Genomic DNA, 26,987 nt, shown 5'->3' on the forward strand with positions numbered 1-26,987 from the left:
ACACCTCCAGCAGCGTCCAGAACTTGGCGGACACCCCGACCTTGCGGACCTCGGTGTCGAACAAGCCGGTGACCCGCTCGTCGAAGCCGCGGTAGGCGTGGTCCTCACGGCCGAAGGACTTGATGACCCGCAGCCCGAGCGCGGATTCCTCGACGTGGGTGGCGACGTTGCCCGCCTGGTCCTGGGACTGCCGGGACAGCAGGGTGAACTGACGCTGGAAGTGCAGGATCGTCAGGGTGATCGGCACGATGGCCACCACCACGACGACGCCGAGTGGCCAGTACATCGCCAGCAGGATGGTCGTCACCACGATGATCTGCACGATGTTGAGCATCAGGAACAGCAGCCCGAAGGACAGGAACTGCCGGATGGCGCTCAGATCGTTCATCACCCGCGACAGCAGCTGCCCGGACTGCCAGTTGCCGTGGAACGACATGGGCAGGATCTGCAGCCGCGCGTAGAGATCCTTGCGGATGTCGGCCTCGACGCCCATCGTCGCGCGCGCCACCAGCCAGCGCCGGATGAACCACAGCACCGCTTCCATGACGAGCAGCGCGGTGGCCGCCAGACCCAGCGTCCACAGGCCCGCGGAGTCCTTCTCGCGCACCGGTCCGTCGATGACGGCCTTGGTGAGCAGCGGAACCGACACGGTGGCGGCCAGGCTGACGAACGCCGCCACCACCATCGCGATCCAGCGGACCCGGTAGGGCTTCAGGTACGGCAGCAGCCGCAGGATGTCCGAGGACGACCTGATGCGCCGCGGTGGCGGCGCGATCGCCGGCACCGATCGCAGTCCAGACATGCGCAACCACCTCCTCCCCGTACCCATACTGAGTTCTACGCCATGAATCCGACAACCGGATTAACCGGCGTCGAGTCACCGTAAAACCTCAACAATGGATGAGGTCAAACCCATACCGGTCAGGGCCTGCGGTGCGTCTTGGCCAGTTCGGACTCGGCCTCGTCCAGTGCGGTACGTGCGGCCCGAAGCCTGGCCAGCAGGTCATCGGTCTCGTGTTCCTTGCGATCCGCCGAGCGCGCCTCCTCCATCGAGTTCAGCACGATCCCGATGAAGAGGTTAAAGATGAGGAAACTCGCCAGCACCGCATAGGAGACGAAGAACACCACCGTCCACGGTGAGATCTCCAGGCCCATGGCGATGTTGTCCGGCAGGTTCTCCAGCGTGAGCATCAGGAACATGGTCAGCATCGCGACACCGATGTTCCCGTAATTGTCCGGATCGTGTCCGCTGAACAGCACCCAGCCGACCATCCCGTAGATGTAGATCAGCAGCACCGTGCCTGCCGCCAGGGAGGCCACGCCGGGCACGCTGCGGCCCACCGCAGCGACGATGACGCGTAGGTCGGGCAGGAACCGCACGATGCGCACGATGCGCAGCAGCCGGATCAGCCGCAGCAGCATCGCGTTCTCCCGCAGCCACGGCACCAGGGACGCGACCACGACCAGGAAGTCGAAGATGTTCCAGCCGTCCTGGGCGAAAACGCGCGGATTCCCGGCGCAGGCGGTGATCCGGATCAGCAGTTCCACGACATAGATGCCCAGGATCACGTTGTTGAGCGTGCTGAACAGTCCGTGGTGCGCGGCAGCCAGAGCGTGGAACGTCTCCAGGCCCAGCACCACCGCGTTGACGAGGATCACCGTCATCATCACGACGTCGAACGCGGGGTTGGCGACCAGCGTCTTGGCGCGCGTCACCAGGGACGGAGTCGAATTCACGGTAAGTACTTAGCACGCTGTGACGACCACGCAGCGCCGACTGACCAGCATCCCCCAGCCTGCGACGGCTATCAGGCAGTATTGGCGCCATGGAAAGTGGTGCCTCGGTCTCGCCTCGGGTTCTCGTCGTCGACGACGATCCCGACGTACTCGCCTCGCTGGAACGTGGCTTGCGGCTGTCCGGGTTCGAGGTGTCCACCGCCGTCGACGGCGCCGAAGCGTTGCGCAGCGCCACCGAGACCCGCCCGGACGCGATCGTCCTGGACATCAACATGCCGGTGCTGGACGGTGTCAGCGTCGTTACCGCGCTGCGCGCCATGGACAACGACGTGCCGGTCTGCGTGCTGTCGGCCCGCACCAGCGTCGATGACCGGGTCGCCGGCCTGGAGGCCGGTGCCGACGACTATCTGGTGAAGCCGTTCGTGCTGCAGGAGCTGGTGGCCCGGGTCAAGGCGCTGCTGCGCCGACGGGGTTCGACCGCGACGTTCTCCTCGGAAACCATCTCAGTGGGCCCGCTGGAAGTCGACATCCCCGGCCGTCGCGCCCGGGTCAACGGCACCGACGTCGACCTGACCAAACGTGAATTCGACCTGCTGGCCGTGCTGGCCGAGCACAAGACCGCGGTGCTGTCCCGGGCTCAGCTGCTCGAGCTGGTCTGGGGCTACGACTTCGCCGCCGACACCAACGTGGTCGACGTGTTCATCGGCTACCTGCGCCGCAAGCTCGAAGCCGGCGGCGCACCCCGGCTGCTGCACACTGTGCGCGGTGTGGGCTTCGTGCTGCGGACCCAGTAGTCCAGACTGACGCCGTGGACCTGAACGACCGGCTGTACCGCGCGCTCGGCCTACCCAAGCGCATCCTGTCGCTGCGCACCATCGTGGTGGCCGCGGCGCTCGGCGTGGTCGCCACCGTCATCATCATCGGCACCTGGGTGTGGATCGGCATCACCAACGAGCAGTACAGCCAGCTGGACCGCCGGCTCGATTCGATCAGCAGCCTCGGCGATGTCAGCTCGCTGCTCAGCAGCGCCATGAAAGTCGACGCCGACACCCCGGAGGGCGATCCCGACCTGGTGCGGACCGCGCGTATCGGTGGCGCCACGGTGTCGATTCCGGCCGATGTGGTGCTGCCGGAGTTCCCGGACGGTTTCCAGACCACCACCATCAACGGCACCGAGTACCGGGTCCGGACGTTCACCGCAGGCCAGGCCTCCATTGCGCTCGGCGCGACACTCACCGACACCGAACGCCAGATCAACTCCCAGCACCGCCGGGTGCTGATCATCAGCGGCGGCGTCATCGGCGGCACCCTGGTGGTCGGCTGGGTCATCTCGGCGGTCATGATCACCCCGTTCCGCCGGCTCGCCCAGCAGGCCCGTGCCATCAACGCGCAGTCCAATCCGGACGAGGTCAATGTGCGCGGGGTGTGGGAGGCCAGCGAGATCGGCGAGGCCGTGGAAGGCATGCTGGCCCGCATCGGAGATGAGCAGCAGCGCACCAAGGCCGCGCTGGAGTCGGCACGCGATTTCGCCGCGGTCGCCTCCCATGAACTGCGCACCCCGCTGACCGCCATGCGGACCAACCTCGAAGTGCTCGCCACCCTGGACATGCCCGACGAACAGCGCGTCGAGGTACTCGGCGATGTCATCCGCACCCAGTCCCGCATCGAGGCCACCCTCTCGGCCCTGGAACGGCTGGCTCAGGGCCAGCTGTCCACCTCCGATGACCACGCACCGGTCGATCTGACCGAACTGCTGGACCGGGCGGCCCACGACGCCATGCGGGTGTATCCGGAGCTGGACGTCTCACTGGTGCCCGCACCGACGGTGCTGATCCTCGGCCTGGCCGCCGGCCTGCGGCTGGCCGTCGACAATGCGATCGCCAATGCGGTCAAACACGGCGATGCGAGCCGGGTTCAGCTGTCGGCGGTGAGTTCGCGCGAAGGTGTGGAGATCGCGGTCGACGACGACGGCTGCGGGATACCCGAAGAGGAACGCACCAAGGTGTTCGAGCGGTTCTCCCGCGGTTCCACGGCGTCGCATTCCGGTTCGGGCCTGGGCCTCGCCCTGGTGGCCCAGCAGGCCGAACTCCACGGTGGCACAGCCTCGTTGGAGGCCAGTCCGCTGGGCGGGACACGCCTGCTACTGAAGCTGCCCGGCCCGCATTAGGGCGTCCTGCGCAGGGTGAAGGCCAGCGTCACCACGACGCCGAGGAAGAACGACAGCGCCAGCAGGGTCAGGTTCACGACGTCTCCTCTTCAGCGGCCGGCTTGACCAGCAGCACGGTCGCTCCCCAGGCCACCGCCGATCCCAGCACGAACGCCAGCAGGTACCAGAACCACTGCATCACGAATTCCACGCAGTCCCCCTCAGCTGACCGTGATCTCGATACGCCGGTTTTGCTCCCGGCCCGACTCGCTGTCATTGCTCGCGACCGGCTCGGCCGCACCGACCCCCTCAGAAGTCACCAGTCGCGGGCGCACCCCCCGCGAAATGAGGGCGTCGGCAACAGCTTTCGCCCGACTGGCACTGACCGAGAGATTGACGGAATCCGAGCCCGCGTCATCGGAGTGACCGGTGACCGACACCCTGGCATCCGGGCACGCCTGCAACTCGTCGGCCAGTTGGGCGAGCAGCGGTGCCGAACTGTCGGACACCCGCAATCCGTTGGCGTCGAACTGGATCGGGGTACGGAGCAGACCGGAGATGCTCTGTTGCAGATCGGCGCACTCACCGGTCAGGCCCGGACTCGTCGGTGCCTGCGGCGGCGCGAGACCGGGCGTGATGACCGCGATGTCATCGACCACCGCCAGGTCCGGCCACGCGGACTGCACCGCGTCCTCCACACCGGTGGCGATCGCCTCGGACGGGGCGGTCCCGGTGAGGACGATATCGCTGCCCTCGATGCTGAACCCGAAGTCCGGCAGCGCCGCGGCGGCGGTCAGCACCGGATCCAGCCCCGCAAGGTCGGTGGCGGTGATACCGCCGATGACGGTCAGCAGATCGATGACATCGGTGCCCGATAACAGCGTCCGGGTCCGGTCCAGAGCAAACGTCCGGGACAGCTCGTCGGGCACCTGACCGCTGAGCACGACGTCATCGCCGCTGCGCTGCAACGACAGCGGCGCCATCAGCACGGTGGCACGCGCACCGTCGCTGCGGGCCAGGGTGGTCTGTGTGCTGATCTCGGTGAGCGGCAGCGAATCGTCGGCCTGATTCCACCCGCCCGACCCGATCAGCGCGAGACCCAGCGGCACCGCGATGAGCGCCGCCAGCCAACCCGCGCCCGGCGGGCGCCGGTGGAAGCGGCTCGCGCCGGGCGTGGGCATCGTCAGGGTCGCCTGGCTCAGCGAGCTGCCAGCAGGTCGATCACGAATATGAGCGTCTTACCGGACAACTGGTGTCCGCCACCGGCCGGGCCGTAGGCCAGCTCCGGCGGGATGGTGAGCTTGCGGCGGCCGCCGACACGCATACCGGGGATACCGTCCTGCCAGCCCTGGATGAGACCGCGCAGCGGGAACGAGATCGCCTCACCGCGGTTCCACGAGCTGTCGAATTCTTCACCGGTGTCGTACTCGACGCCCAGGTAATGCACCTGCACGGTGCCGCCCGGCACCGCCTCGGTGCCGTCGCCGATCGTCACGTCTTCGATGACCAGTTCGCTGGGTGCGGGGCCATCGGGAAATTCAATCTCGGGTTTCGTTGCCACGGTTTCATACCGTAGTCGGGCAAACTGGTTTTGTGGCCCCAGACCAAGACATCGTCATCGTCGGAGGTGGGCACAACGGTCTCGTCGCGGCGGCGTACCTGGCCCGTGCGGGCCGGCGGGTCACGCTGCTGGAGCGCCTGGACCATGTCGGCGGCGCCGCGGTGTCCGCGCATGCCTTCGACGGCGTGGACGCCCGGTTGTCCCGGTACTCCTACCTGGTGAGCCTGTTGCCCCGCCGCATCATCGAGGATCTCGGCGCCCGGTTCCGGTTGGCCCGTCGCCGCTACTCGTCCTACACGCCGGATCCGGCCAACCGCGGCGCCACCGGTTTGTTGATCGGCCCGCGAAACACCTTCGCGGCCATCGGCGCGGCCGGTGACGAGGCACGGTTCAACGAGTTCTACCGGCGCGCCCGGGTGGTGACCGGCGCGGTGTGGCCGACGCTGATGGCGCCGCTGAGTACCCGCAACACCCTGCACAACCGGGTGCTGGCCGCCGGCGATCCGGCCGCGGCCGCCGTCTGGCAGGCGCTGATCGAGACACCCATCGGGCACACCGTGGCCGACGCGGTGCGCAGCGACCTGGTGCGCGGGGTGATGGCCACCGACGCGCTGATCGGGACCTTCGCCGCCACCGACGATCCGTCACTGGTGCAGAACATCTGCTTCCTGTATCACCTGCTGGGCGGGGGCACCGGCGACTGGGACGTGCCGGTCGGCGGGATGGGCGCGGTGACCGGTGCGCTGAGCGCGGCAGCCTGCGGTTTCGGCGCCGAGATCATCACCGGCGCCGAGGTATACGCCATCAGCCCGGACGGTGACGTCAGCTTCCGCACCCGCGACGGTGAGCACACCATCCACGGCAGGCACGTGCTGGCCGGCGTGACGCCCGTGGTGCTGGCCCGCCTGCTCGGTGAGCCGGAGCCGACGGTCGCGCCGGGCTCCCAGATCAAGGTCAACCTGATGCTGAAAAGGCTGCCCCGGCTGCGCGATCAGTGGGTCGGCGCGGAGCAGGCCTTTGCCGGGACCTTCCACATCAACGAGACGCTGCGCCAGCTGGACAGCGCCTATGCCGCCGCGGCATCGGGCGCGATTCCCGATCCGCTGCCGTGTGAGGTCTACTGCCACTCGCTGACCGATCCCAGCATCCTGTCCGAGCCCTTGCGCCGCAGTGGCGCCCATACGCTGACCGTGTTCGGGCTGCACACCCCGCATGGCCTGCTCGCGGATCTGGATCCGGACACCGCGCGCATCAAACTCGCTGCGGCGGCGCTGCATTCGCTGAACTCGGTATTGGCCGAGCCGATCCAGGATGTCGTGATGCACGATCCGGACGGCCGGCCGTGCGTGGAGGCCAAGACCACCACCGATCTGGAGAACGCGCTGGGCATGACCGCAGGCAACATCTTCCACGGTGCGCTGGGCTGGCCGTTCGCCGAAGAGGACGAAGAACTCGACACCCCGGCGCGACGCTGGGGGGTGGCCACCGACCACGACGCGATCATGTTGTGCGGTTCGGGAGCCCGCCGCGGCGGCGCGGTGTCCGGTATCGGCGGACACAATGCGGCGATGGCTGTGCTGGAGAGTTGACGGCGGGCCGGAGCGCAGCGCCTCGGGGAGTGTCTCAGTTCAACTTGCGCAGAAGTTCTTGCAGCACAATCAGTTCAGCCTCGCTCAGGGCAGYGACGGCAGCCGGCGCGGGATCCTCGACGGCGTCGATTCGGGCGACGAGTTCGCGGCCCCGGTCGGTGATCGACACCGTCTTGGACCGCCGGTTGCTCGGGTCGATCTGGCGGACCACCAGACCGCGCTCCTCCAGATCGTTGACGGCGACGGTGGCGGCGGGGGCATCCATGGTGGCCGCGTCGGCCACGCCCTTGACCGTCATCGGCGCGGCTGCGAGCCGCTTCAGCACGCGGATGCGGCTGAACGGGAGACCGGACTGCTCGACAACCGCACGCTTCCAGCCGTCACGGTTGCCGTGCACCACCGAGGCCATCAGCCGCCACACCTGACCGGCGAGATCATCGGACATCGGCGGCCGCCTTCGGGCCTTCGATGAGCGGGGCGAGTCTGCGCGCGGACTCCATGGCCCGCGGTGATGTCGACACGAAGCCCAGCACCGCGATCACCACGCCGAGGACCACGCACACCAGCCACAGCGGGCGCGCCGAGGCGGCGAAGTCCCCAGTGCCGGCCAGCGCCGCGCCGGCGACCGAACCGCACAGGGCCACACCGATACTGACGCCGATCTGACGGCTGGTGCTGGTCACCGCGGAGGCGGCGCCGGCCCGGTCCAGTGGCATCCCGCTGACCGCCGCGTTGGTGATGGGCGCATTGACCATCGAGAAGCCGATACCGAAGACGGCGAACACCGTCATCAGCGCCCACACCGGGGCGGACTCCGGCAGCAGCGCCAGCACCGTCGAGGCCACCGCGATCATCACCCCGGACACCAGCAGCGACGGCCGGGCCCCGTAGCGGCCCACGAGCCGACCCGACAGCGGCGAGAACACCAGCGCGCCGACCGCGATGGGCAGGTAGATCAGTCCGGTCTGGACGGCCGAATAGCCGCGCGCACCCTGCAGATACAGCGACATCATGAACAGCAGCGCACCCCAGGAGGCGAATGCGCAAATGGCGATCACGGTCGCCGAGGCGAAGGGCACGCTGCGGAAGAATCGCAGGTCGATGAACGGATCGGCGCGCCGCGACTCGTAGCGGAGGAAGGCTGCGAAGGTCAGCACCGCCACCGCGCCCGCGCCGAGGACCCGCCCGTTGTCCCAGCCCAGCGCGGGGCCCTCGATGAGGGTGAAGACCGCGCCGAACAGGAACACCACCGCCAGCAGCTGGCCGACCGGGTCGATGTTGCGCATGGTCGCCGATCGGGTCTCCGGCACGAAGATCGCCGTCAGCACGATGGCCGCCAGGCAGATCGGGAGGTTGATCCAGAACACCGCCCGCCAACTGATCAGGTGGATGAGCAGGCCGCCGACCGTCGGGCCGAGCGCCATGGAGATCCCGACGACCGCGCCCCAGATGCYGATGGCCCGGGCGCGTTCGACCGGTCCGGTGAACACCTGCGAGATGATGGACAACGCCACCGGATTGAGCATCGAGCCGCCGATGGCCTGCAGGAACCGCGCCGCGATCAGGGCATCGATACCGGGGGCGAGGCTGCACAACAGCGAGCCGATCGCGAAGATCAGCAGCCCGGCCTGGAACACCCGGCGCCGGCCGAAGCGGTCGCCCATGGCGCCGGAGAGCATCAGCAGCGAGGCGAGCACCAGGGTGTAGACGTCGATGACCCATTGCAGCTGGGATGCCGTGGCACCCAGGTCGGTGCGGATCGACGGGATCGCGACGTTCACGATGGTGGCGTCCATCGAGACGATCAGCAAACTCAGACAACAGGACGCGAGGACGATCGCCTTACGCCGTGGAGTCAGCGTGCTGATGGTTTCATTCACACAACTATTGTGAAACTACAACTGTTTCACGGCAATGCCGAGGGCAGTGAGATATCTCTCTGCTCCTGCCCGCCGTACCCCAAAGAGTCAGCGGCCGCCGAGGTCGACGTAGTCGCGCTCGGTGTAGCCGGTGTAGATCTGGCGCGGACGGCCGATCTTGCCGGGCTCGGAATGCATCTCCCGCCAGTGCGCGATCCAACCGGGCAGCCGGCCGAGCGCGAACAGCACGGTGAACATGCGGGTCGGGAAGCCCATCGCCCGGTAGATGACGCCGGTGTAGTAGTCGACGTTCGGGTAGAGCTTGCGCTCCACGAAGAAGTCGTCGGTCAGCGCGATCTCTTCGAGCTGCTTGGCGATGTCGAGCAGTTCGTCCTCGACGCCCAGCTTGGCCAGGATCTTGTCGGCCTGCTCCTTGACGATGCGCGCCCGCGGGTCGTAGTTCTTGTAGACCCGGTGCCCGAAGCCCATCAGCTTCACGCCGTCCTCGCGGTTCTTGACCTTGCGGACGAACTCCTTGACGTCACCGTCGGAGTCGCGGATCTTGGCCAGCATCTCCAGCACGGCCTGGTTGGCGCCGCCGTGCAGCGGGCCCCACAGCGCGTTGATGCCGCCGGAGATGGAGGTGAACAGGTTGGCCTGCGAGGACCCGACCAGCCGCACGGTCGAGGTCGAGCAGTTCTGCTCGTGATCGGCGTGCAGGATGAGCAGCATGTCCAGGGCGCGGACGATCTCGGGGTCGACCTCGTAGGGCTCGGCCGGGAAGCCGAACGTCATGCGCAGGAAGTTCTCCACCAGCGTCAGCGAGTTGTCCGGGTACAGGAAGGGCTGACCCTCGGACTTCTTGTAGGCGTACGCGGCGATGGTGGGCAGCTTGGCCAGCAGCCGGATCGTCGACAGCTCGACCTGCTTGTTGTCCAGCGGGTCCAGCGAGTCCTGGTAGTAGGCGCTCAGCGCGTTGACCGCCGAGGACAGCACCGGCATGGGGTGCGCGTTGCGCGGGAACCCGTCGAAGAAGCGCTTGAGATCCTCGTGCAGCAGGGTGTGCCGCTGGATCTGGTTGGTGAACGAGGCGAGCTCATCGGAGGTCGGCAGCTCACCGTAAATCAGCAGGTAGCTGACCTCGATGAAGGTCGACTTCTCCGCGAGCTGCTCGATCGGGATGCCGCGGTAGCGCAGGATGCCGGCGTCACCGTCGATGTAGGTGATCGCACTCTTGGTCGACGAGGTGTTGACGAAACCGCCGTCGAACGTCGTGTAACCGGTCTTGGCCAGCAGAGGGCCGAGTGCGATGCCGTCCGATCCCTCGGTGGCGTGCACGATCTCCAGATCCAGGGAGCCGCCCGGATAGGACAGGGTGGCTTTCTCGTCAGGGCTGGAGTTGTCGGCCACTGGAACCCCTTCTCTGGGCGTCGGCATGGGTGAGGCGACCGGAGGCCGTCTCTTGATACTGGACGGTAGTCGCTAACAATCCGGCGCGCTTGCGGGGGGTTCCCCGGCGGGTGGATCGGTCGCTTGCAGGGCCGAGGACCACGGCCGCCACGTCAGGGTCAACGTCTCATAGGCCGCCGAGATGCGCGCAGCAACGATCTCCGGCTCGATGGCCGGGTGGCCGGGTGTGCCCAGCCCCCGGGTGGCGGCGTTCATGAGGGAGGTCCAGACCTCCAGCACCATGTGCACCGCGTCGTGGTCGCGGGGCAGACCCATCCGCTTGGCGACCGCGATGACCGTGGGGAACTGTTCGGCCTGCTGGCGGTACGGGATGTTGGTCACCGCGAGGCTCGCCGAAGAGTTCACGATCCGGATCAGCGCGGCCATCTGGTGAAAGATCGGCGTCGGCCTGCCGTCCCGGCCGGGCTGCACGGCCTTGAGGTGGGCCCGCAGCATCGCCTCGTACTCGTTGATGTCGGTGGGCAGCCGTTCCAGCTCGTCGGCGACGAAGGCGGCGGTGCCCTCGATGATGGCGAAGATCACTGCTTCCTTGGTCGGGAAGTACCGGCTGAAGGTGCGCGGCGACACGTCCGCGGCGGCGGCGATCTGTTCGACGGTGGTGTTGTCGAACCCCTGCCGCTCGCACAGTTCGGCCGCGGTCTGGATCAGCGTGATGCGGGTCCGCAGCTTCTTGCGCTCCCGCAGGCCGCTCGGCGGGCGCTCAGACATTCGCCGGAATATCGTCGCCTGCTGTCTGTTGCCCGGGACTGGCGGCGAAGATCTGACCGGCGAAGCCGGCGACCTGTTCGCACGCTCCGTTGAGACGCTCGATCATCAACAGCGGACCCAGTGGCATCCCGTCGGAGTCCTGCACCAGATCACCGCACGCGGCGATGATGATGGCGGAGAAGACCGAAAGTCCGAGCAATAATTGACGGTCATCGTGTTCGACGCCCATCAACTCGGCCAGAGCGGCCAGCACGGCGGGTGATTTGAATTCAAACGCGCTCTGCCGCAGGGCATTTGCGCCATTGATCACGCGCAGGGTGAGCACCACGCGATCACTGGTGAAGCCGCCGATCTGCCCGGCCGCGGACTTGGTGAGCACCGCGATATGGGCGGCCCGCAACGCCTCGATCGGGCCGATACCACGCGGCAGACGAGCCACCTCGGCGGCGATCTCGTGCGACAGATCCTCCAGCAAGGTGAGGAAGACGGCCTCTTTGGTGGCGAAGTACCGGCTGTAGGTGCGCGGTGAGACTTCGGCCACCGCCGCGATCTGGTCGACGGTCGTCTGCTCGTACCCGTGACGCAGGCAGAGTTCCAGCGCCGCGTCGATCAATATCGCCCGGGTGCGTAGCTTTTTTCGTTCGCGCAAACCGAGATCGGTTTCCCTGTTCGCTGCGCCCACCAAGGAATCCTAACCCGACCACCTGAGAGACCGCCGGAGGTTACGGTTGAAGACGTTCCACTGCACCGTCCGCGGGGGTGACCCGAATCCTGTTATGTACGCGGTTTTCCCGGCCCTGCCAGAATTCGACGACCTCGGGCGCGATCAGGTACCCACCCCAATTGGGCGGAACCGGAACGGCTTCGACGTCGGCGAACCGGGCCGTGACATCGGCGAGTTGGCCGAGTAGCGCGGCGCGGGACGCGATCGGCGCGGACTGCCGCGATGCCCACGCACCGAGCTGTGACCCGCGCGGACGTTTGGACCAGTAGTCGGCGGTCGCCTCCGCCGGTACCCGGATCACCGGGCCGCGTATATGAATCTGACGGCCCAGTCCGTACCAGGGGAAGGTCGCAGAGGCATACGGCCGTATTGCCAACTGCTCCCCCTTGGCGGAGTCGTAGTTCGTATAGAAGGTGATCCCCTCCTCGCCGGCGCTCTTGCACAAGACCGTGCGCGTCACCGGCCTGCCCTGCGCGTCGACGGTGCCGACCACCATCGCGTTGGGCTCGGACAGCCCGGCCGCATGGGCCTCGCCCATCCATCGGTCGAACAACGCCAGCCATCCGTCGGCAACCCAGTCGACGTCGAGATCCGCKCTGCCGTCCTTCTCGACCGACCCGTATTCGGCTCGCATCCGCGCGAGCTGTTCCGGTTCCATTGGCAGAACGGTACGCGCGCGGCGGCGGCTGCGGACGAGTGCGAGAATCGGCATATGACGGAGCTGTCATCGGTGCCGAAGGATTTCGTTCCCGGACTCGCAGGGGTGGTGGCGTTCACCACCGAGATCGCCGAGCCGGACAAGGACGGCGGCGCGCTGCGCTACCGAGGCGTCGACATCGAGGACCTGGTGGACCGCAGAGTCACCTTCGGCGAGGTCTGGGGATTGCTGGTCGACGGCGACTTCGACCACGGGCTGCCACCGGCCGAACCGTTCCCGCTGCCGATCCACTCCGGGGATGTCCGGGTGGACGTCCAGGCCGGGCTGGCCATGCTGGCTCCCATCTGGGGGTACGCGCCGATCCTCGACATCGACGACGCGACCGCCCGCGATCAGCTCGCCCGCGCGTCGGCGATGGCGCTGTCCTATGTCGCCCAATCCGCTCGCGGGATCTATCGGCCCGCCGTCCCGCAGCGCTCCATCGATGAATGCGCCACCGTGACGGCACGTTTCATGACCCGGTGGCAGGGCGACCCGGATCCCCGGCATGTCGAGGCCATCGACGCCTACTGGGTGACCGCCGCCGAGCACGGGATGAACGCCTCGACCTTCACCGCCCGCGTCATCGCCTCCACCGGCGCCGATGTGGCGGCGGCACTGTCCGGCGCGGTCGGCGCGATGAGTGGGCCACTGCACGGTGGCGCGCCGGCCCGGGTGCTGCCGATGCTCGACGAAGCCGAACGCAGCGGTGACGCCCAGGCCGTGGTGAAGGGCATCCTGGATCGCAACGACAAGCTGATGGGCTTCGGCCACCGCGTGTACCGGTCCGAGGACCCCCGGGCCCGGGTGTTGCGCGCGACGGCGCAGCGTCTCGGGGTGCCCCGGTATGAGGTGGCGGCAGCCTTCGAGCAGGCCGCGCTCGCCGAACTGCGCGAGCGACGGCCCGACCGCGCCATCGAGACCAATGTGGAGTTCTGGGCCGCAGTCATCCTGGATTTCGCCCAGGTGCCGCCCAAGATGATGCCCGCCATGTTCACCTGCGGACGGACCGCGGGCTGGTGTGCACACATCCTGGAGCAGAAACGGCTGGGCAAGCTGGTGCGCCCGTCGGCCGTGTACGTCGGGCCGGAACCGCGCTCCCCGGAGTCGGTGACCGGTTGGGACCGCATCGCGACATCATGACCGCCTCGGTATTCGCTTCGGCCGCTGCGGCTTTCGCGCGTCTGGTGCGGGCGATACCCGAAACGGCCTGGGACGGTCCGGGCTTGGGCGATTGGGATATGCGCGCGCTCGTCGGGCACACCTCACGCTCACTCATCACCGTCAGCGAGTATCTGCGCACACCGGCCGACCACGAGGACGTAGACGACGCCGTGGCCTATTACGTGTGGGTTCGTGAGTTCACCACATCCGCCGGGGCCGAGGCCATCAACGAACGCGGCCGCCAGGCCGGGCGTGATCTCGGCGACGATCCGGTTGCCACCGTGGACCGCCTCGTCGCCCGGGCACTCGCCGACGTCGAGAATGCCGGCGACCCGGTGATCAGCGTGATCGGCGGGCTGGGCATCCGGCTGTCGCACTACCTGCAGACCCGGGTCTTCGAGCTGACGGTGCACGGCCTGGACATCGCGCGGGCGGCCGGCCTCGAATTCGACCTGCCCACCGATGCCGTGGAGCAGGCCGCGGTGCTGGCCACCCGGGTCGCCGTCCGGCTGGGTCAGGGCGAAGCGGTGCTGACGGCGCTGACCGGCCGATCCGCCCTGCCGCCCGGATACTCGGTGGTCTGAGCGCGCCGCCAGGTGACCGATGCCCAGATCGGTCCGCCCGCCACCATGGTGAACGGTGTGGCCACCGGGAATTCGGGTTCTTCGGAACGTATCTCGGCTCGGCGCACGATGGTGGCCAGCGCCAGTGTGGCCTCCAGCATCGCGAAGTGGTCACCGATGCAGGACCGCGGCCCGGCACCGAAAGGCAGATACTGCCAACGGTTCAGGCGTTTGGCTGCCTCGGGCCGGAACCGGTCCGGGTCGAAGTCCAGGGGCCGGTCCCACAACTGCGGATCCCGGTGCAGCGCATAGATTCCGCACAGAAGCAGCGTGCCCGCCTTGACCCGGTGGCCGTCGACGACCATGTCGCGCATCGCGCGTCGCGCCGCTCCGGGCGCCGGTGGGCACAGCCGCAGTGACTCCTTCAACACCTGGACGGTGTAGCCCAGATCGGCGACATCGTCGGGCGTCAACTCACGGTCCTCCAGTTCGGCCACCTCGGCGCGCACCGTCTCCTGGATCTGCGGGTTGCGACCCAGCTGCCACAGGGCATACGTCAGCGTGGTGGCGGTGGTGTCATGACCGGCGGCGATGAAGACGATGAGCTCATCGCGAATCTCAGCCTCGGTCAACCCTTTTCCGGTCTCCGGGTCCTTCGCCGCCAGCAGTGCACGCACCAGCGGAGCATCCAGGCCGGGGTCGGCCCGGCACGCGTCCAGCACGTCGGTGGCGAGCTTGCGCAGGGCCGCACTGGCGGCGCGGGCACGCGCGCGGGCCGGTGTCGGCAACCAGCGCGGGCTGCGGATCGGCGACGTCGCGCGATCGGCGACGTAGGTGAGTGCCACCCGCAGCGGTTCGTCGATGAGATCCGCCCGGTGGTCCAGGTCGATGCCCAGCACCGAACGGCCCAGCGCCCGCATCGTCAGGTGCCGGCATTCCACGTCGAGGTCGATGCGTTCGCCCTCTCGCCACGAGTCCACCACCGCATGCGCGGCCTGCGCCATATGCCCGCCGAAGGTCTGCACATGTTTCTTGGTGAACACCGGCTGCAAGGCGCGACGGCGCGGCAGCCACTCGTCGTGCATGAGATCGAACAGGTTGCCGCCGAGGACATGCCGCATCTCGCTGTGCATCATCGCTTTGTCCACGCAGCTGTCCGGCTGACCGAGCACATCGTGTGCGCCCTGCGGTGAGGTCGCGACCACAATGTCGGGCATCAGCCAGCGCGGAGCGAGTCGCAGCCGGGTCAACGGACCGCCGGTGTCCCGGAAGACCTCGAAGCCGGTGTTGAAGGACCGCAGCGTCTTGACCTGATCGCGGTAGGACATCGGGTTGAGCGGGACCAAGGGGAGCATGTAAGTAGCGTCGCCGCCCGGCCGGACCGGCCATAGCGTAGCCGGCTACCTGCATTCGCCGGTGACGCGATGAGAACCGGAGACTCTTCCGGTCTATAGATCGTCAGTTGCCCGAGATCAGGAGAAACATCATGGCCATCGAAGTCACCCCCGCCGTCATCCCGCACCTCGTCGTCGACGACGGCGCCGGAGCCATCGATTTCTACGTCAAGGCTTTCGGCGCCACCGAACTGGGCCGGATGCCCGGGCCGGACGGCCGCCTGGTGCACGGCGCCGTGCAGATCAACGGATCCACCGTGATGCTGGCCGACGACTTCCCGGAGTACTGCGACGGGCAGTCGGAGAGCCCGAAGTCGCTCGGCGGGACGCCGGTCACCATTCACCTCGTCGTCACCGACGTCGACGCATCGTTCGCCCGAGCCGTCGAGGCCGGCGCCGAGGTGGTGATGGAGGTCGGGGACATGTTCTGGGGTGACCGCTACGGCGTCGTGCGTGACCCGTTCGGCCACAAGTGGTCACTGGGACAGCCGGTGCGTGAGGTCAGCGACGAGGATCTGCAGAAGGCTATGCAGGAATTCCCGTGACGGCCCCCGGCACATAGAGCTCCAACAAGTCCGTCGGCAGCGCGTTCGCGCCGGTGATCTGGCTGATCGCCGAGATGCTGGCGGGCTTGGGGGTGCGCTCCAGCTCGGGTGTGCTGGGGTCGGAGCCGTACAGGCCGAACTGCAGGTGGTAGCCCTCCGACCATTCCAGGTTGTCGACGAAGGACCAGTAGGTGTAGCCGCGGATGTCGGTGCCGTGCGCCAGCAGGTCCTGGACGACGGCGACGTGGTTGACGATGTAGGACGGCCGCTTGGTGTCGTCGTCGTCGGCGACGCCGTTCTCGGTGATCCATAGCGGTTTGCCGTAGGACGCAGCGACTTCCAGCACCTCGCGGAAGCCGCCCGGGTCGATGGGCTGGTTGAAATCGCTGCACGTCTGCGAGGACGGCTCGCACCGGAACGGGATCCCCTGCAGGAAATTGAAGCCCGGCAGCGGCGCGAAACCGAAGCCGCCCATGGGCTGCGTGCCGTAGTACTGCACGCCCAGGAAGTCGACCTTGTCGGCGAAGCCTGGACGGATCTCGTCGGCGGTCTTCTTGCCGTCGAAGTTCGCGTCGATCCAGCCGCCGATGACCGCGTTGGGGAACCACTGGTTGAACACCTTGTTCCAGGCGTCCGCGGCAGCCACGTCCTGCGGGTTCAGCGGATTGGCCGGCCGCGCGGGAACCATGTTGTTGGCGAACCCGACAAAGGCGTCGTCGTCCCATGTGTGGATCGCGTCGTAGGCAGCGACGTGCCCCTTGGCCTCGTTGGTGACGAAGCGGGCGGCCAGATCGGGGCGCAGCACGCCCGGCGGCCAGCTCGGCACCAGCCCGGGAATCGCCAGGAACTCCGTCATCACCGGTGGGAAGGGCTCGTTGAGCGTCACCCAGTTGTCCACCTGGTCGCCGTAGGTCCAGGCCAGGAACGCGGCGTACTTCTCGAACTCGACGGGGGTCTGCTCCGACAGCCAGCCCGCGGCGGGAGCGGGCAGCCCCAGCTGGATGAGCGGGCGTGCGGTGATCGGATCGTGCACCCACAGCGGCAGGGTGAAGTGGTTGACGGTGACCAACGGCTCCAGCCCGTGGGCGCGCAGCGCGTCGAAGACCGCACGGTAGTGCGCCACCTCGACCGGGTTCGCCAATGCCTGCAGGGCCTGCAGATCGGCCAGGCTCACCCCGCCGCCCTCGTCCGTGATGTCGATGCCCGCAGTCGAATTCGGGAAGATCCGGCTCCACTCGATGGACATCCGGAAGGTGTTCATGCCGAGTTCTTCCTTAGCCAGCGCGGCGTCGGAGTCGTAGGACACGTAGGTGCCGGGCCCGTTCTCCGGGACGCCGTTGGTCAAGCCGAGCAGCTGGTTGAGCGGGTGGTGCACCCACTTGTACCAATCGGAGTTCGGGTCGATCGGCGATCCGGGACCGCCTTCGGCCTGGAATCCGGCATGCGCGACACCCCAATGGAAGTCGTCTGGGAAGGACAGGTCCACACCTTCCACCGGGTCGACGTTCACGGTGATGGTGCGGGCCACCCCGTGCCCGCCGCCGGGGCGGATCAGGTCGCCCAGGATGGGAACGTGCTGCAGGAAACCGAGCGGGCCGTGCCAGTGCACGCCGGCCCGTTGGTCGTCGACCACCACGGTGAAGCTGTCGGTGCCGCCGGTCGCGGCCATGGCGTTCGTCGGCCGGTAGATGAAATCGCCTGTGCTCTGGTCGATCTGAACCACACCGCCGTTGAGCGGGCGGCCGATCACGGTGTACTTCAGCGGGTCGCCGTCGGGATCGACGGCGCCGACATTGCCGAGCACCTGACCGGTAGTGGTCTGCGTCGTCTCACCGGAGTAGTCGATCTTCGGTGAGCCGTTGAACAATTCGCGGCGCACCCAGGCCAGCACCGCCCACACCGAGGGCGGGCCGACGGGCCCGGCGGGCAGGCCCGCGGCGAACGGGCTCAGCACCGCGCCGACCAGACTCTTGACCACATTGGCCACGTACCGGACCGCGGTGACCGGGTTGGGCAGGGTCGATGTCCATTTCACCGGAGCGGCCGCCGTGGCCGCCACCGGGGCGACGGCCGCGGCCACCGGCGCCGCGGTCTGCACCTGAGCCCGGGCCGGGGCACTCGGGATGTCGGACGTGCCGGTGTCCTCGGGTCCGGTGTCGTCGGCGACGTCGGCCTCTTCGGTCTCCGGTACGTCCGGTGTGACGCCGGTCAGGCGCGGCGAGGTCAGTCCCCCGCGCGCGGTGGTCTGCGCCTGCCGCACGGTGCGGGGCGCGACGCGGCGTTCGGGTTTCGTGACCTCGGGCTTCGGCTCGGTCTCCGCCTCGGGTGCGGAGGCCTGCCCCGCGCCTTGTTCAGTGCCCTGTTCGGTGCCCGGCGTCTCGGCCAACGCCAGACCCGGATATCCCAACCCGGTCGCCGACCAGATACCGACCACCACTGCCACGCCTGCGACCCGACCACTACGCATTCATTTCGTATACACGCTGCGCTGCGGCGATATCCCGGAATTCACATCTCACGTTCCGCACCCGATCGTCGTCTACCGGGTATGACTGCAACCATCGAGACCGGGAATCTGTTGCGCGGGATGTACGCCGCCGAGCGCGACTATCTGGCCGCGGGCGGACCCGGAACGGGCAACTTCGGCATCCTGGCGCCGTTCTTCTCCCCGGACGTCGTCCTTCATCAGGCGCGGGCGCTCCCCTACGGCGGGGTGTGGCGCGGACACCGCGGTATGGAACGGTTCTTCCTGGCGATGAGCCGCACCTGGTCCGATTTCGAGATGGTCGAGCAGAAGTTTCTCTCGACGACCGACACCGCCGCCGTGGTGCTCACCCGGGTCGAGGCCCGCGCCCGATCGACCGGACGGAACGTGAGCTTCCCGATCCTGCAGACCCTGCGGATGGTTGACGGACGCATCGCCGAGGTGCGCCCGTTCTACTGGGACACCGCGGCGATCGTCGCCGTCCTGGATTAGCGGCGCAGGCCCGCCAGCAGCCGTTTGTGCGCGGGCGGTCGCGGCGCCGTCGCGGCAGCCGCGAGCATGTCCGCGATATCGACGAACTTGTCCCGCGGACGCTGTCCGCCACCGCGCGCGATCTCGGCGGCGTCGATAGCGCGCCAGCCCGCGGCGTCAACGACCGCGGGCTGGYGGCTTCGGACCAGCTTGTCCAGCGCCGCCGGCTTGTGGGCCGGGTCGCCGAGCTGTCCTCGGTTGTAGTCCTCCACCAGATTGCGCACCGTCTCGGCCGCGCACGACTTGTTGGTGCCGATGAAACCGGTCGGGCCGCGTTTGATCCAGCCCGCCACGTACGCACCTGCGGCGTCGAGCACCCGGCCACCGTCATTGGGCACCACCGCCGCCACCTCGTCGAACGGCAGATCGGCAATCGCCCTGCCGCGGTAGCCGATCGAGGTGAGCACCATGCCGGCGTCCAGTGTCCCGGCGTTCGCGAACTCGATACCGGTGATCCGCTCGTCGCCGAGCAGGCGCTGCGGAGTGAGCTGGTAGGCCAACCGGATGCGCGGCCGGGTGATCGGCGCGGAGGCGTCGCCCAGCTTGGTCAGGATCTCCAGCTTGTTGCGGGTGAGCCGATCCTCGACGGTGGCCAGATCGGCGACGACCCGCTGATGATCCGCGGCGTCGAGCACGACATCGCAGGTGGAGGTCAGTCCGATCAGCTCCGGCAGCGTGAACGCCGAGAACTCTGGGCCGCGCCGCGCCGCGATCACCACTTCCTGCACCTTCGAGTCCCGCAGCGCGGCAAGCGCGTGATCGGCGATATCCGTGCGCGCCAAGGTATCCGGATCCGAGGTGAGGATGCGCGCCACGTCGAAAGCGACGTTGCCGTTGCCGATGATGACGACCCGCTCGTGAGCCAGGTCCACCGGCAGGTCCACGAAATCGGGGTGCCCGTTGAACCAGGCCACCACCTCGGTCGCAGTGGCGCTGCCCGGCAGACCCATGCCCGCGATGTCGAGTCGACGGTCATTGGGCGCGCCGACTGCGTAGAGCACCGCGTGGTGATGTTCCAGCAGATCGGCATGGCTCAGGTGCTTGCCGACCTCGACGTTGAGGAAGGCCGTGAACCCGTCATGCTCGGACACCCGGTCGAAGAGACGCGTGACCCGCTTGGTGCTCTGATGATCGGGCGCCACCCCGGCACGGACCAAACCGTAAGGCGTGGGCAGCTTCTCGAAGACGCTCACCCGGACCCCTCGCTGGGTGAGCAGTTCGTCGGCGGCGTACATCGCCGCGGGCCCCGAGCCGACGATCGCGACCCGCAACGGTCCACCGGGGCGCGGTAACACCATCGGGGCGGGCAGCACGGGGGCCAGTTTGGAGGTCGGCGGCAGCTTGCCTTCCCGCTTCGGATAGAACGCCGCATTGAGTTCGACGAACGGCAGCTGTTTTTCGGTCAGCTTGGTATCCGCGGAGATCGCGCCCACCGGACAGGCGCTGACGCAGGCACCGCAGTCGACGCAGGCATCGGGATCGATGTACAGCATCTCGGCGGTGGCGAAGCCCGGCTCATCCGGTGAGGGATGAATGCAGTTGACCGGACACGCATAGACACAGGACCCGTCGCTGCAACACGACTGGGTGATGACGTGTGGCATGGCCTTACGACGCGACCGACACCAGGTGCTCGCGCTGCGGCTCGCTGCGGTAGCGAGCCGGCGGGCCGTCGATCTTGCAGATCTTCCACACCAGCTTGGCGATCGGGTTCATCAAGCCGGTGTCGTAGCTCAGCATGCGCACATCGGAGAACATGTTGCGCAGGAACATCTGTGACTCGGGAGCCTTGAAGAAGATCTCCTTGCGCACCGAACGCGGGATGTCGAATTCCTTCCAGAACTCGCGCGGGGGCACCACGATCGCCGAACACAGGATGCGCATGGTCAACGGCACGAAGATCGAGAGCATCCAGCGCTGGCGACGGCGCAGGGTCGGCACCCGCTTGTGCAGGTACTGGTGCGCGAACGAGATGTGCCGCGCTTCCTCGGCGACGTGAATCGCCATGACCCGCTCCATGATCGGGTGCAGGGCCTTGCCCTCGCGGAGCACGTTCTTCTGGGTGTGGTCGATGGGCTCCTCGCCGGCGAGTACGCCGAAGAAGAACGGGATCGGGAACGGTCCTGCAGCCAGCGGGATGATCGGCTGCACCCACTTGAGCATCTTGGGCATGCCGGGGACGTCCACGCCCATCCGGTTGACCATCTCCTGGAACATCAGGGTGTGGTTGCACTCTTCGACCGACTCGTGYAGGCAGTACCGGTATTCCGGTGAGCCGTTCGGTACCCAGAACGAGTACTCCATGAGCCCGCGGATCAGGATGTTCTCGAAGTGCAGGCCCACCTTGGCGACGTTGGCCTGGCGCCACATGCCGATCTCGATCTGACGCTCGACCGGCTGCGCCTGGTACCAGGCGTGGCCACCGATCGGGTCGGTGTCCGGGAGGATCCAGCGCTCGTCGTTGGGGGTCACGGCGAACTCCGGGGAATCCCACTCGATGTCCTGGTACGGGTTGAAACTGCGCCGCACGGACCCCTCCGACAGCGTGGTCAGCATGTCTGTGTACTGAGCGTCGTCGCGAACCTCCATATTGCGACGCCAACGTCGGATCACACGTGTCTTGGCTTCTTTGACAGCCATTCGGGGGGCCTCCATGCCTACCGTGAGATTTACATTCGGTTGCTCGATGTCTAAGGACAGTACCCGCGGTACCAGATTCTAACCAGGGCCTTTTCCGAGGTGTGGCCCAGCGGCGTTATCCAGGTCACATGTGACTCAGGTCACGCAAGAATGCGGCTCAGTCGGCAAAAGTGACATCTATCTGGCTAAAATCTGGCCGTCACTGTCAGCGACGTCATCGCTGACAGCTCGGAGGCGGGGAGCCATGAACATAAAGAAGCGGTTCGACGCAGGCGCCACCGTCAACAAGACCGGCGGCGGCAAGCGGAAGTTCGTGGTGATCGGACTCGGGATCATCGCCGCCGTGGTCGGTGGCGTGATCCTCTCCAGCTGTGCCACTCAGATAGGCCCGGGTCAGACAGCGATCAAGGTCGACGACTACTTCCTGATCCCCGCCGATCCCAAGGTCGACGGCTGCATCGAGCCGGAGACGTCGGCCTTCAATCCGCCGGGCGGCTTCAAGGCCTACCGCTACCCGTCACGGCAGATCAGCTGGGACGCGACCGGCAGCCCCGATTCCGAAGCAGAACCCACCATCGTGGTCTCCAACGCCTCGGCACCCGCTGAGCTACGGGTGCCCCTCGTCATCACCTTCGACCTGACCAGTGACTGCGACATGCTGATGGACTTCCATCGCGACTTCGGCACCAAGTACCAGGGCTGGCTGGACAACGACGGCCTGGTCACCACCGGCTGGGTGAACCTGCTGCGCTACGTCATCGGCCAGCCCGCCGAGCAGGTGCTGATCAGCGTGGCGCAGAAGTACACCTGGCGCGAGATCTGGAATGACGAGAAGGTCCGCATCGAATTCCAGAACGCCCTGCGTGATGCGCTGCCCGGTGCGTCGCGGGCCCGCACCGACGGCCGGGAGTTCTTCACCAATTTCCAGGTGACGGTCATGAAGCCGGACCCGGTGGACGAGGGCCTCAAGGACGCCATCATCGCCGAGCAGAAGGCCATCGCCGATGCACGTGCAGCCGAGGCCAAGGGTGTGGCCGATGCGAACGCGGCGCGCGCCAAGGCCGAGGCCGACAAGGTCACCGCGCAGGCCCAGACCGAACTGGCCCGCCAGGTCGCGCTGCAGAAACAGGCCGAGATCGCGGGCTATCCCAATGTGGAGGCCTATCTGCGGGCGCTGGCGATCGAGAGCGGGCAGAACCCCTACCAGCCGACCTACGTGGTGCCCCAGGCCGGATGACATCAGCTCGGCCGATAATCTGAACGCCATGGCCGAACTGACGATCCCCGCCGATATCAAGCCCAAAGACGGACGTTTCGGCTGCGGGCCGTCCAAGGTGCGTCCCGAGCAGCTTGCCGCCCTGGCCGCCGCGGGTGACCTGTTCGGCACCTCGCACCGGCAGGCGCCGGTGAAGAACCTGGTCGGCCGGGTGCGCGACGGGCTGCGCCAGCTGTTCGCGCTGCCCGATGGCTACGAGGTGATCCTGGGCAACGGCGGATCGACCGCGTTCTGGGATGCCGCGGCGTTCGGGCTGGTCGACAAGAAGTCGCTGCACCTGACCTACGGCGAGTTCAGCTCCAAGTTCGCGTCCTGCGTGGCGAAGAACCCGTTCGTCGGCGATCCGATCATCGTGAAGGCCGACGCCGGCAGTGCCCCCGAGCCGGTGTCGGATCCGTCGGTCGACGTGGTCGCGTGGGCCCACAATGAGACGTCCACCGGTGTGGCCGTGCCGGTACAGCGCCCCGAGGGCGACGCGCTGGTGCTCATCGATGCCACCTCGGCGGCCGGCGGCCTGCCGGTCGACATCCGCGACACCGATGCCTACTACTTCGCGCCGCAGAAGAACTTCGCCAGCGACGGCGGCCTGTGGTTCGCCGCGGTGTCCCCGGCTGCGCTGGCCCGGATCGAGGCCATCGCGGCTACCGATCGCTGGGTGCCCGACTTCCTGTCGCTGCCCATCGCGGTGGAGAACAGCCTGAAGAACCAGACCTACAACACCCCGGCGATCGGCACGCTCATCCTGATGGCCGAGCAGATCGACTGGCTGCTGGCCAACGGCGGGCTGGACTGGGCCGTGAAGCGCACTGCCGATTCCTCGGCGCGGCTGTACTCGTGGGCCGAAACCTCTTCTTTCGCAACGCCGTTCGTGACCGACCCGAAGCTGCGGTCCCAGGTGGTCGGCACCATCGATTTCGCCGAATCGGTGGACGCCGCGGCGGTCGCCAAGGCACTGCGGGCCAACGGCATCGTCGACACCGAGCCGTACCGGAAGCTGGGCCGCAACCAGCTTCGGGTCGCAATGTTCCCGGCGGTCGATCCCGAGGATGTCAGCGCGTTGACGGCGTGCGTGGATTGGGTTGTCGAACGCCTCTGATTCCTGCGTGTCTGCACGGTAACGGGCGGATAACAAAGTAGGGTGCGCGGTGGAGGTGCACTATGCGGGAACTCAAGGTCGTCGGGCTCGACGTGGACGGCAAGCGGCTCATCTGCGAGGCCCCCGACTCCGGTGACAATTTCGCCATTCGTGTCGACAACCGTCTGCGGGCCGCCGTGCGCGGCGACAAGGCCACCTCCAATCAAACCGAGATCGAGGTCGAGGTGAGCTCAGGCTTGCGTCCCAAGGAGATCCAGTCCCGCATTCGTGCGGGCGCTTCGGTGGAGCAGGTCGCCGCACTGGCCGGTGAGGACATCGACCGGATCCGGCGGTTCGCCAGCCCGGTGCTGCTGGAGCGGTCCCGCGCGGCCGAGCTGGCCACCGCGGCGCATCCGGTGCTTGCCGACGGCCCGTCGGTACTGACGCTGCTGGAGACGATCACCACCGCCCTGATCTCCCGCGGTCTGGACCCGAGCGCGACCAACTGGGATGCCTGGCGCAATGAGGATGGGCGCTGGACGGTCCAGCTGGCGTGGAAGGCCGGCAAGTCCGATCTGCAGGCCCACTTCCGGTTCACGCCCGGCTCGCATGGCGGCACGGTCGTCGCGTTCGACGACAGTGCGTCCGAGCTGATCGACCCGAGCTTCGCCCGGCCCCTGCGCCCGGTGGCCGCGGTCGCCCAACTCGACTTCGAAGTGGCGCCGGTCGCGGTTCATGCCCCCGTTTACCCGTCCCAGGTCCCGGTGCACCCGTCCCAGGTGGTGCTGCCGCCGCAGGCCCCTGCGCCGGTGGCCGCCGCCCCGGTAACCGCCCCGGTCGCTCCCCCGGCCCCGCCAGCTCCCGCGCCCGCACCCCAGGCCACTCCCGCTCCGGCTACCGCCGGCACCGAAGCCGAGGCGGACGAGGAGCCGGCACCGAAGCCGCGCCGCGCCCGTAAGGCGAAGCCGTCTGTCCCCGCGTGGGAAGACGTCCTGCTGGGCGTGCGTTCCGGCACCCAGCGCTGAGCCGCTCTTAGCGCCGCCCTCTAGAAGGGCGGGTCGCTGTTGTTCTCAACGAGTTCTGCTGCGTTGCGCTGCCGCTCGGCTTTGATCCTTTGTGCACGATCCTGTGCGCGGGTGCGTTTTCGGGTGGGCATCTTGGCGTCGCGGTCGGTGTCGTTGATGAGACTGATGGCGCGTTTTCGTGGGATGGGTGTCTCGATGTTCCAGTGCGGGAACATGATTGCTGCCCCGGGCGCCTTGGTGTAACTGTGCCCGGTCGGTGCTGACCATTGGATGCGTCCGTCGGGTTGGGCGGTGGGTGTCCAGCCGCAGAATGTCTTGATCAGGTGGTGCAGACGGCACAGGGGTGCCAGGTTGCCGGGATGGGTGGCCCCGGCGGGCCATGGGGTCAGGTGGTCGAGGTCGCAGCGGTGCGCGGGGCGGTTGCAGCCGGGGAAGCTGCAGGTCATGGCGCGCATCCGGACGAACGCGGTCAGTGCGGTCGAGGGACGGTATTGGCGTTCGACGGGCAGGTCAGCGATCTCGGAGAGCGGCCTGACCTTGGCGCCGGTGGCGACGAGATCGGCCAGCATGTTGGCAGGGATGATGGCGCCGTCGAGCGTGACGCCTGGGCTGGGGTTGCAGGCCGCGGGCGCAGCAGGTTCATTGCGGGCCGCAGGTTCGGCGGGCTCAGCGGGTTCGGATTCTGCTGCCGGAGTCTGCGGCTCACTCTCCGGTGCGGCCGGCCTGGATTCTGCGGTGCCTGGGGTGGTGTGGCGTGGGGTGTTCTCGCCGGCGGCCGGTATTTGGTCGGTCAGCACGTAGATGGTGACTGCGCCTGAGCGTGGGTCTTTCCCGCTGCCCTCACAACCAGCACCCCCACACGCGCACGCGAGGCGCTCCAGTTGCGGACCCACCGCACCCAACGCGGCCAACGCCGCGGCACGCAGCTCGCCCCGCGTGCGGGGATCGTTGCCGCAGACGGTGTCGGCCAGATCATTGAGGCGTTTTTCGAGGCTCTTCTTGTCGGTGACACGCAGCCGACCCCAGAACGAGGACACCCCGTTCGGGTCATCTTTGTCGTCGAACTCGACGTACAGGTCTTTGGCATTGCGCTTGGAACGCACGACAGCTTCGGGATCGAACTTCTCCACCCACAGATCGATCGCGCCGATCAACTGCTTCTCCGAATGCGCCCCGTACTCGCCCGCTTCCCCGGCGATCGCGGTATCGATCAACACAAGAGCGTCGTCATCGTCGACGAGGTGGGTTCGCCAGGTGATCGCATCAATCACGGTCGCCGAGATCGCACCCGTGGCGAACAGGGCGGCAGTGCGGGGCAGCCGGTCACGCAGGGCCTGGGCGATGCGCATCTGCTTGGACGCCGCATGGGTGTTCAGGTTGCAAGCCGCCGCCACCGCGGCCTGCGCCCAGGCCCAGCCGTCGATGACCTGATGGGCGATCGCGTCGTCCTCGTCATCACATTGGCGGGCCACCACCTCACCGATGAACGCCAACCGGTAGGCCGCCACCGACGCCTCGTTCTGGGTCGCAGCAGTCACCGCCGAGATGAGCGCCTCATCGCTCAACTCCGCAATCGCGGCCCGATCCAAGACTTCGAACATACGTGCGAGTGTAATGAAGGGGTACGACATTGATGCTGTTAAACGGGTTCGGGTGAGGATGGTCTTGCTCGTTCGCCGCCGGTGATGACCCTGAGTCCGACTGACGCCCTGCTGGGTTGTCTTCCAATTGATTTGTCTCACCGGCGACGTGCGGGCAAGCACCACAACAGCCCTGGTAGGGCGGACATGACTTAATC

26 protein-coding genes are annotated in these 26,987 nt (G+C 67.4%); 10 read left to right on the forward strand and 16 right to left on the reverse strand.

The window, feature by feature from the left end:
- The coding region (locus tag AC1DTF_RS25985; protein WP_477476166.1) for an ABC transporter transmembrane domain-containing protein at nt 1–802 on the reverse strand (802 nt) is incomplete at its 3' end.
- A gap of 119 nt (nt 803–921) precedes the next feature.
- Nucleotides 922–1,737: an ion transporter gene (locus AC1DTF_RS25990; protein WP_477476167.1), complete on the reverse strand. Its 816-nt coding sequence runs from the start codon at nt 1,735–1,737 to the stop codon at nt 922–924.
- 89 nt (nt 1,738–1,826) lie between these two features.
- On the opposite strand from AC1DTF_RS25990, the gene AC1DTF_RS25995 reads away from it, so the two are divergent.
- Nucleotides 1,827–2,531, forward strand: a complete 705-nt coding sequence (locus tag AC1DTF_RS25995) for a response regulator transcription factor (protein WP_477476168.1) — start codon at nt 1,827–1,829, stop codon at nt 2,529–2,531.
- 14 nt (nt 2,532–2,545) lie between these two features.
- Entirely contained in the window at nt 2,546–3,904 is a 1,359-nt protein-coding gene (locus AC1DTF_RS26000) for a sensor histidine kinase (protein WP_477476169.1), read from the forward strand.
- Nucleotides 3,905–3,977: 73 nt separating this feature from the next.
- Here AC1DTF_RS26000 and arfB read toward each other — a convergent pair whose 3' ends face one another.
- The 3 genes from arfB to AC1DTF_RS26015 are packed head-to-tail and all read right to left on the reverse strand — an operon-like array spanning nt 3,978 to nt 5,444.
- Nucleotides 3,978–4,094, reverse strand: coding sequence for a channel accessory protein ArfB (gene arfB / locus AC1DTF_RS26005; RefSeq protein ID WP_442928731.1), 117 nt, complete (start codon nt 4,092–4,094; stop codon nt 3,978–3,980).
- A gap of 10 nt (nt 4,095–4,104) precedes the next feature.
- The gene (gene arfA, locus AC1DTF_RS26010) at nt 4,105–5,064 is read right to left on the reverse strand and encodes a channel-forming protein ArfA/OmpATb (protein WP_477476170.1); all 960 of its coding nucleotides are present in this window, start codon (nt 5,062–5,064) and stop codon (nt 4,105–4,107) included.
- Nucleotides 5,065–5,081: 17 nt separating this feature from the next.
- The gene (locus AC1DTF_RS26015; protein ID WP_057168453.1) at nt 5,082–5,444 is read right to left on the reverse strand and encodes an FKBP-type peptidyl-prolyl cis-trans isomerase; all 363 of its coding nucleotides are present in this window, start codon (nt 5,442–5,444) and stop codon (nt 5,082–5,084) included.
- 32 nt (nt 5,445–5,476) lie between these two features.
- Here AC1DTF_RS26015 and AC1DTF_RS26020 point away from each other — a divergent pair, with 32 nt between their 5' ends.
- Nucleotides 5,477–7,033, forward strand: coding sequence for a phytoene desaturase family protein (locus tag AC1DTF_RS26020; protein ID WP_477476171.1), 1,557 nt, complete (start codon nt 5,477–5,479; stop codon nt 7,031–7,033).
- A 34-nt stretch (nt 7,034–7,067) separates the two neighbouring features.
- On the opposite strand, the gene AC1DTF_RS26025 is transcribed toward AC1DTF_RS26020, so the two are convergent.
- The 6 genes from AC1DTF_RS26025 to pdxH all read right to left on the reverse strand — a co-directional run bounded on the left by AC1DTF_RS26025 (nt 7,068) and on the right by pdxH (nt 12,452).
- Complete coding sequence (locus AC1DTF_RS26025) at nt 7,068–7,478, reverse strand: MarR family winged helix-turn-helix transcriptional regulator (protein WP_477476172.1); 411 nt, start codon at nt 7,476–7,478, stop codon at nt 7,068–7,070.
- Nucleotides 7,468–8,892, reverse strand: coding sequence for a DHA2 family efflux MFS transporter permease subunit (locus AC1DTF_RS26030; protein ID WP_477476183.1), 1,425 nt, complete (start codon nt 8,890–8,892; stop codon nt 7,468–7,470). The genes AC1DTF_RS26025 and AC1DTF_RS26030 overlap by 11 nt, the downstream gene beginning before the upstream one ends.
- A 108-nt stretch (nt 8,893–9,000) precedes the next feature.
- Nucleotides 9,001–10,302 (reverse strand): citrate synthase, encoded by a 1,302-nt coding sequence (locus AC1DTF_RS26035; protein WP_082614261.1) that lies wholly within the window; start codon nt 10,300–10,302, stop codon nt 9,001–9,003.
- 72 nt (nt 10,303–10,374) lie between these two features.
- Nucleotides 10,375–11,070 (reverse strand): TetR/AcrR family transcriptional regulator, encoded by a 696-nt coding sequence (locus AC1DTF_RS26040; RefSeq protein WP_057168456.1) that lies wholly within the window; start codon nt 11,068–11,070, stop codon nt 10,375–10,377.
- Complete coding sequence (locus AC1DTF_RS26045) at nt 11,063–11,752, reverse strand: TetR/AcrR family transcriptional regulator (RefSeq protein WP_477476173.1); 690 nt, start codon at nt 11,750–11,752, stop codon at nt 11,063–11,065. Before AC1DTF_RS26045 ends, AC1DTF_RS26040 begins: the two co-directional genes overlap by 8 nt.
- 40 nt (nt 11,753–11,792) lie before the next feature.
- The gene (gene pdxH, locus AC1DTF_RS26050) at nt 11,793–12,452 is read right to left on the reverse strand and encodes a pyridoxamine 5'-phosphate oxidase (RefSeq protein ID WP_477476174.1); all 660 of its coding nucleotides are present in this window, start codon (nt 12,450–12,452) and stop codon (nt 11,793–11,795) included.
- 54 nt (nt 12,453–12,506) lie between these two features.
- On the opposite strand from pdxH, the gene AC1DTF_RS26055 reads away from it, so the two are divergent.
- A complete protein-coding gene (locus AC1DTF_RS26055; RefSeq protein WP_477476175.1) occupies nt 12,507–13,634 on the forward strand; it encodes a citrate synthase 2 in 1,128 nt (375 codons plus the stop codon).
- Complete coding sequence (locus tag AC1DTF_RS26060) at nt 13,631–14,239, forward strand: maleylpyruvate isomerase N-terminal domain-containing protein (RefSeq protein ID WP_477476176.1); 609 nt, start codon at nt 13,631–13,633, stop codon at nt 14,237–14,239. The genes AC1DTF_RS26055 and AC1DTF_RS26060 overlap by 4 nt, the downstream gene beginning before the upstream one ends.
- Here AC1DTF_RS26060 and AC1DTF_RS26065 read toward each other — a convergent pair.
- Nucleotides 14,170–15,573 carry a cytochrome P450 gene (locus AC1DTF_RS26065; protein WP_477476177.1) on the reverse strand — a complete coding sequence of 468 codons (1,404 nt, stop codon included), beginning with the start codon at nt 15,571–15,573 and terminating at the stop codon, nt 14,170–14,172. The genes AC1DTF_RS26060 and AC1DTF_RS26065 overlap by 70 nt on opposite strands.
- 131 nt (nt 15,574–15,704) lie before the next feature.
- Between AC1DTF_RS26065 and AC1DTF_RS26070 the strand changes: the two genes are divergently transcribed.
- Nucleotides 15,705–16,157: a VOC family protein gene (locus tag AC1DTF_RS26070; protein WP_057168460.1), complete on the forward strand. Its 453-nt coding sequence runs from the start codon at nt 15,705–15,707 to the stop codon at nt 16,155–16,157.
- Here the strand turns inward: AC1DTF_RS26070 and AC1DTF_RS26075 are convergent.
- The gene (locus AC1DTF_RS26075) at nt 16,138–18,624 is read right to left on the reverse strand and encodes a family 1 glycosylhydrolase (protein ID WP_477476178.1); all 2,487 of its coding nucleotides are present in this window, start codon (nt 18,622–18,624) and stop codon (nt 16,138–16,140) included. The genes AC1DTF_RS26070 and AC1DTF_RS26075 overlap by 20 nt on opposite strands.
- An 81-nt stretch (nt 18,625–18,705) precedes the next feature.
- Between AC1DTF_RS26075 and AC1DTF_RS26080 the strand changes: the two genes are divergently transcribed.
- Nucleotides 18,706–19,134 carry a nuclear transport factor 2 family protein gene (locus AC1DTF_RS26080; RefSeq protein ID WP_477476179.1) on the forward strand — a complete coding sequence of 143 codons (429 nt, stop codon included), beginning with the start codon at nt 18,706–18,708 and terminating at the stop codon, nt 19,132–19,134.
- Here AC1DTF_RS26080 and AC1DTF_RS26085 read toward each other — a convergent pair.
- Both AC1DTF_RS26085 and AC1DTF_RS26090 read right to left on the reverse strand, forming a co-directional pair.
- Complete coding sequence (locus AC1DTF_RS26085; protein WP_477476180.1) at nt 19,131–20,777, reverse strand: 4Fe-4S binding protein; 1,647 nt, start codon at nt 20,775–20,777, stop codon at nt 19,131–19,133. The two genes, AC1DTF_RS26080 and AC1DTF_RS26085, sit on opposite strands and share 4 nt — an antisense overlap.
- A 4-nt stretch (nt 20,778–20,781) precedes the next feature.
- The gene (locus AC1DTF_RS26090; RefSeq protein ID WP_057168464.1) at nt 20,782–21,813 is read right to left on the reverse strand and encodes an AurF N-oxygenase family protein; all 1,032 of its coding nucleotides are present in this window, start codon (nt 21,811–21,813) and stop codon (nt 20,782–20,784) included.
- Between the two features lie 244 nt (nt 21,814–22,057).
- Here AC1DTF_RS26090 and AC1DTF_RS26095 point away from each other — a divergent pair, with 244 nt between their 5' ends.
- The 3 genes from AC1DTF_RS26095 to sepH all read left to right on the forward strand — a co-directional run bounded on the left by AC1DTF_RS26095 (nt 22,058) and on the right by sepH (nt 25,189).
- Nucleotides 22,058–23,050: an SPFH domain-containing protein gene (locus AC1DTF_RS26095; protein ID WP_082614264.1), complete on the forward strand. Its 993-nt coding sequence runs from the start codon at nt 22,058–22,060 to the stop codon at nt 23,048–23,050.
- 28 nt (nt 23,051–23,078) lie between these two features.
- Nucleotides 23,079–24,185, forward strand: a complete 1,107-nt coding sequence (gene serC / locus AC1DTF_RS26100; protein WP_057168465.1) for a phosphoserine transaminase — start codon at nt 23,079–23,081, stop codon at nt 24,183–24,185.
- Nucleotides 24,186–24,247: 62 nt separating this feature from the next.
- Complete coding sequence (gene sepH / locus AC1DTF_RS26105; protein ID WP_477476181.1) at nt 24,248–25,189, forward strand: septation protein SepH; 942 nt, start codon at nt 24,248–24,250, stop codon at nt 25,187–25,189.
- Between the two features lie 20 nt (nt 25,190–25,209).
- On the opposite strand, the gene AC1DTF_RS26110 is transcribed toward sepH, so the two are convergent.
- A complete protein-coding gene (locus AC1DTF_RS26110; protein ID WP_477476182.1) occupies nt 25,210–26,790 on the reverse strand; it encodes an HNH endonuclease signature motif containing protein in 1,581 nt (526 codons plus the stop codon).
- Nucleotides 26,791–26,987 lie beyond the last annotated feature (197 nt).

It is taken from the genome of Mycobacterium sp. P4_H6 (assembly GCF_056400845.1).

Coding starts and splice junctions, on each gene's coding strand:
- AC1DTF_RS26060 (WP_477476176.1), top strand. CDS start 13,631: ATGACCGCCTCGGTATTCGCTTCGGCCGCTGCGGCTTTCGCGCGTCTG.
- AC1DTF_RS26055 (WP_477476175.1), top strand. CDS start 12,507: ATGACGGAGCTGTCATCGGTGCCGAAGGATTTCGTTCCCGGACTCGCA.
- arfA (WP_477476170.1), bottom strand. CDS start 5,064: ATGCCCACGCCCGGCGCGAGCCGCTTCCACCGGCGCCCGCCGGGCGCG.
- AC1DTF_RS26095 (WP_082614264.1), top strand. CDS start 22,058: ATGAACATAAAGAAGCGGTTCGACGCAGGCGCCACCGTCAACAAGACC.
- serC (WP_057168465.1), top strand. CDS start 23,079: ATGGCCGAACTGACGATCCCCGCCGATATCAAGCCCAAAGACGGACGT.
- AC1DTF_RS26065 (WP_477476177.1), bottom strand. CDS start 15,573: ATGCTCCCCTTGGTCCCGCTCAACCCGATGTCCTACCGCGATCAGGTC.
- AC1DTF_RS26110 (WP_477476182.1), bottom strand. CDS start 26,790: ATGTTCGAAGTCTTGGATCGGGCCGCGATTGCGGAGTTGAGCGATGAG.
- AC1DTF_RS26075 (WP_477476178.1), bottom strand. CDS start 18,624: ATGCGTAGTGGTCGGGTCGCAGGCGTGGCAGTGGTGGTCGGTATCTGG.
- AC1DTF_RS26070 (WP_057168460.1), top strand. CDS start 15,705: ATGGCCATCGAAGTCACCCCCGCCGTCATCCCGCACCTCGTCGTCGAC.
- AC1DTF_RS26080 (WP_477476179.1), top strand. CDS start 18,706: ATGACTGCAACCATCGAGACCGGGAATCTGTTGCGCGGGATGTACGCC.
- AC1DTF_RS25995 (WP_477476168.1), top strand. CDS start 1,827: ATGGAAAGTGGTGCCTCGGTCTCGCCTCGGGTTCTCGTCGTCGACGAC.
- sepH (WP_477476181.1), top strand. CDS start 24,248: ATGCGGGAACTCAAGGTCGTCGGGCTCGACGTGGACGGCAAGCGGCTC.
- AC1DTF_RS26040 (WP_057168456.1), bottom strand. CDS start 11,070: ATGTCTGAGCGCCCGCCGAGCGGCCTGCGGGAGCGCAAGAAGCTGCGG.